Source organism: Scandinavium sp. (assembly GCF_036271055.1).
GTDB lineage: Bacteria > Pseudomonadota > Gammaproteobacteria > Enterobacterales > Enterobacteriaceae > Scandinavium.
The window spans coordinates 1-3,068 of sequence record NZ_DATBBJ010000050.1 but is presented as its reverse complement, the minus strand read 5'-3'; the positions used below and the strand labels follow the sequence as shown (position 1 = coordinate 3,068).

Genomic DNA, 3,068 nt, shown 5'->3' with positions numbered 1-3,068 from the left:
CCAAATGCGGTAGCCCGCATAGGTGGCGATCACGGAACCTGCAACGACGCAGATCGGGTTGATCTTGGACTCGGTGTCTTCGGTGGTCTCAGTGGTTTCATCAAACATGGAACTCTCCTTAGATTAGTAAGTCTTCATTATGAGCCATGTTTTTTCTGCGAGACAAAAATAAGAGCCCGTGTTAGGGGCCCTTACTTTATCATCTACTCAAAGACAATTCTGTCTCGGATGGTCTGAACTGATTCGGCACACGCATTGAGGTCATCGCGGACATCTGTAAGTTCCTGGTATGTCACCTTGTATTCAGGCTTCACCATTTCCTTAAGGACGCCAGTGACGAACTCAAGCTTCTCCCAAACTTCGGGCAGACTTTCCATCTGAACTCCTTCGGGTAGTTGGTCCGTTATACCCGATGTAATATCTGCGACCTGTACCAAATTCTCCCCCCGGGGATTTTTGACAAAAAAAATATGAGGAGTCACGTTTGCGACTCCCCACATTTCTTAAACTCTTTCGTCAGGTCTACTTCACCTGGGCTTGATCAGCGCATTCATTGCTCGCGATGTGATGACGTTCACGTGCTCATGGCGGATGATCAGCAGTATTCCGAGAAGGTTTGCTGCAACCAGCGCGACAGTGTCAGGGCTCACTCCAGGGGATTTTTCTTCCTCCCTCATTTTGTGCAACTTGACAATGCCGTCTAGATTTTTGGCATACTCCTCAGAAGTTACTGTCTGGCCTTTGAGCTCGTCGAATGCACGCATCATCGCGTCTTCAACAAGCGTCTGATCTTTACCTTTGGTAAACATATAGCTCCTTTAGATTGGGGTCCATTATACGCCATGATTTGACTGCGACTCCGCAATCGAAGGATGTATGATTACCTTGAACAGTACTTCGGTTTCGTCCTCAAGTTCTTCAGGTTCTCCAGCAAGCTCAAGCAAATATAACGTCTTCTCGGGTGTTCGGGTCACGTTGATAACCCCGCTGTATGCCTTGTGCTTCTCCAAAAACACTCGACCCACATACCCCAGAAATATACCAAATACGAAGACGCCTAAGACAAATATGATTGTCATAGTTAGCTCCTAACCGAGCATTGCCACCGTTGGGTAAGCTTTCTCTCCTGAGCTATCTTGAGCACGAATATACTCGGTGATTCTCGAACTCTGAACTACGCCGCTATTACCTTGAACCTCGATTACATCGCCAAGACTATAATCAATGTTGTACTGGAACTGATGCAAGGGCACAATCGTTCCATCTACAGCCTTGACAGCTCTGGCATTGTTCATAGCTAGGGTAGCTCTGGAATTCAACAGACTTTGCATAGTACTTGCGTTGCCCCCAACCATATCTGTTGTGATATCTTCCTCGAAGGTTAATTCAGCTCTGAGATCCCATCCTGTAGGACCGGATACAGAAGCTGACCCACAACTTGGCGCCAGACCATCTGGATTAGGCGGACAGAAGGAATATACCAAGTTCTTATACCCAGAAATGGATTGAAGTTCTTTAATGTTGGTCAAAGTGTCCATTTGAGGAGAGAATCTCACAATGGGATTAACCGATTGCGCTGTGGTATGGTCAAGACCTTTATACGATTGGAATAACAATTGTCCAGGTACAGCAACCGTTGGTTCCAACGTTATCCTGATTCCAATTTCATACGCGGTGGCAATAGCGCGCATAGCATCATATACTGGCCCATATGGAACAGCAAGAGCTACCGATCCTGACTGGTCATAACTTTTGAGTCCAAGATTGGGAATCGCCAATACTTGCGGATTTGGAACACCCATTGGAAAACTTTGAGTGGCTATAAGCCAGTAATAGACGATAGCCCATAGATACCATCCGGGTGGTTGTGCGCCTGGGCTCCAATACTTGTCTTCAGGAGCAGCCGTTGCTCGAATAAATCGATTATTCATCCAAGGTAGCAGTCCTTGACCAGTTACCTTCAATGATCCGCTCTCGATATCAATAGTGTCGATCATCATAACTTCTTTGCTGCCATAAAGTCCAACGAAAGTACCTTGAGAGAGGATTTGAATCAAATCCGGCGTAGCCGCTACCACCAGAGTAATATCGCTGTCACCATAATATCGCTCTGTCCAGATGGCTGATTCGAATTTATCAATCTCATAGGTTTTGACGAAATTTCGGTCCATAGTGAAAAGTTCCACTAGAGACCTCCATATTTCTCATAATAAGTCAGCTGATAATCTTGGCCGCCTTGATCGGTTATCACCGAGAATTCGTTCGGTCCAGGCTGCAAGATCGGCCATTGAGAACCGGTTTGAACCTTGGCAAGAAGATTCGTTATGGTACCGCCGCTCAACGCAACGTTTTGAACGTATTTGTTGCCTGATAGTGAACTCATCAGAAAATACTTCGACGAATCTACGCCTGCGGCAACATTGAAATATGAAAGAGACGGATCGCCGATTTGAATACCAATGCTGGTAGGCGCTGGATCTGAAACTCGTGTAACCTCAACGTTTATTCCAGTTGCAACAGATCCGTTATAGTCAATCATGTCTGGAGTTGTGTTATCTCGATCAGATTGTCCCGTTATAACCGTAGGATCGACTGCGGTAAAATATGGATCCGGACAGATGATGGAAACCTGGATCTCAAGGTCTTGCGAGAACTGGTTGACGTTGGTATCTTCGACATACCCGTAAATTTCCACCGGAGGCATATCGTCGCTGTAAAATACTAATCTCGTCTGAAGCTTGGGCATGAAATATGCATAGAGAAGTCTACGAAGACTCTCAAACGACCAAGTATCCCAATTAGGATTTGGATGAAGTGTGAGAACGATGTTTCGAGTTCCTACATCACTGCCCGTGTAAGCCGCTCCATCAACAGATCCGAACGGCGAAGTATTGACAGTAGCTTTGACCGGATCCAGACCCGTGATGCCACGAATCTGGATCAGATCGGTTTCTTCTCTACCAGCATCATCCAAATCCAGTTCAGGTGCTGATAGCCACGAACTATACGCCTGCATTTTCGTCAGCACAGCTATTCAGCTCCTTTCTAACCGATCGCAAGAGCGCTTC

Annotated in this window: 5 protein-coding genes; all 5 read right to left on the bottom strand. The window is 46.3% G+C overall.

Features of this window, described 5'->3' with window-relative positions; genetic code table 11:
- Positions 1–203: 203 nt before the first annotated feature.
- Positions 204–377 carry a hypothetical protein gene (locus VH187_RS06910; RefSeq protein WP_329700741.1) on the bottom strand — a complete coding sequence of 58 codons (174 nt, stop codon included), beginning with the start codon at positions 375–377 and terminating at the stop codon, positions 204–206.
- Between the two features lie 150 nt (positions 378–527).
- Positions 528–809, bottom strand: a complete 282-nt coding sequence (locus VH187_RS06905; protein WP_329700740.1) for a hypothetical protein — start codon at positions 807–809, stop codon at positions 528–530.
- Positions 810–833: 24 nt separating this feature from the next.
- Positions 834–1,079, bottom strand: a complete 246-nt coding sequence (locus tag VH187_RS06900; RefSeq protein WP_329700739.1) for a hypothetical protein — start codon at positions 1,077–1,079, stop codon at positions 834–836.
- 9 nt (positions 1,080–1,088) lie between these two features.
- Positions 1,089–2,186 (bottom strand): Gp37-like protein, encoded by a 1,098-nt coding sequence (locus tag VH187_RS06895; RefSeq protein WP_329700738.1) that lies wholly within the window; start codon positions 2,184–2,186, stop codon positions 1,089–1,091.
- Entirely contained in the window at positions 2,186–3,028 is an 843-nt protein-coding gene (locus VH187_RS06890) for a phage tail family protein (protein ID WP_329700737.1), read from the bottom strand. Before VH187_RS06890 ends, VH187_RS06895 begins: the two co-directional genes overlap by 1 nt.
- Positions 3,029–3,068: the final 40 nt, after the last annotated feature.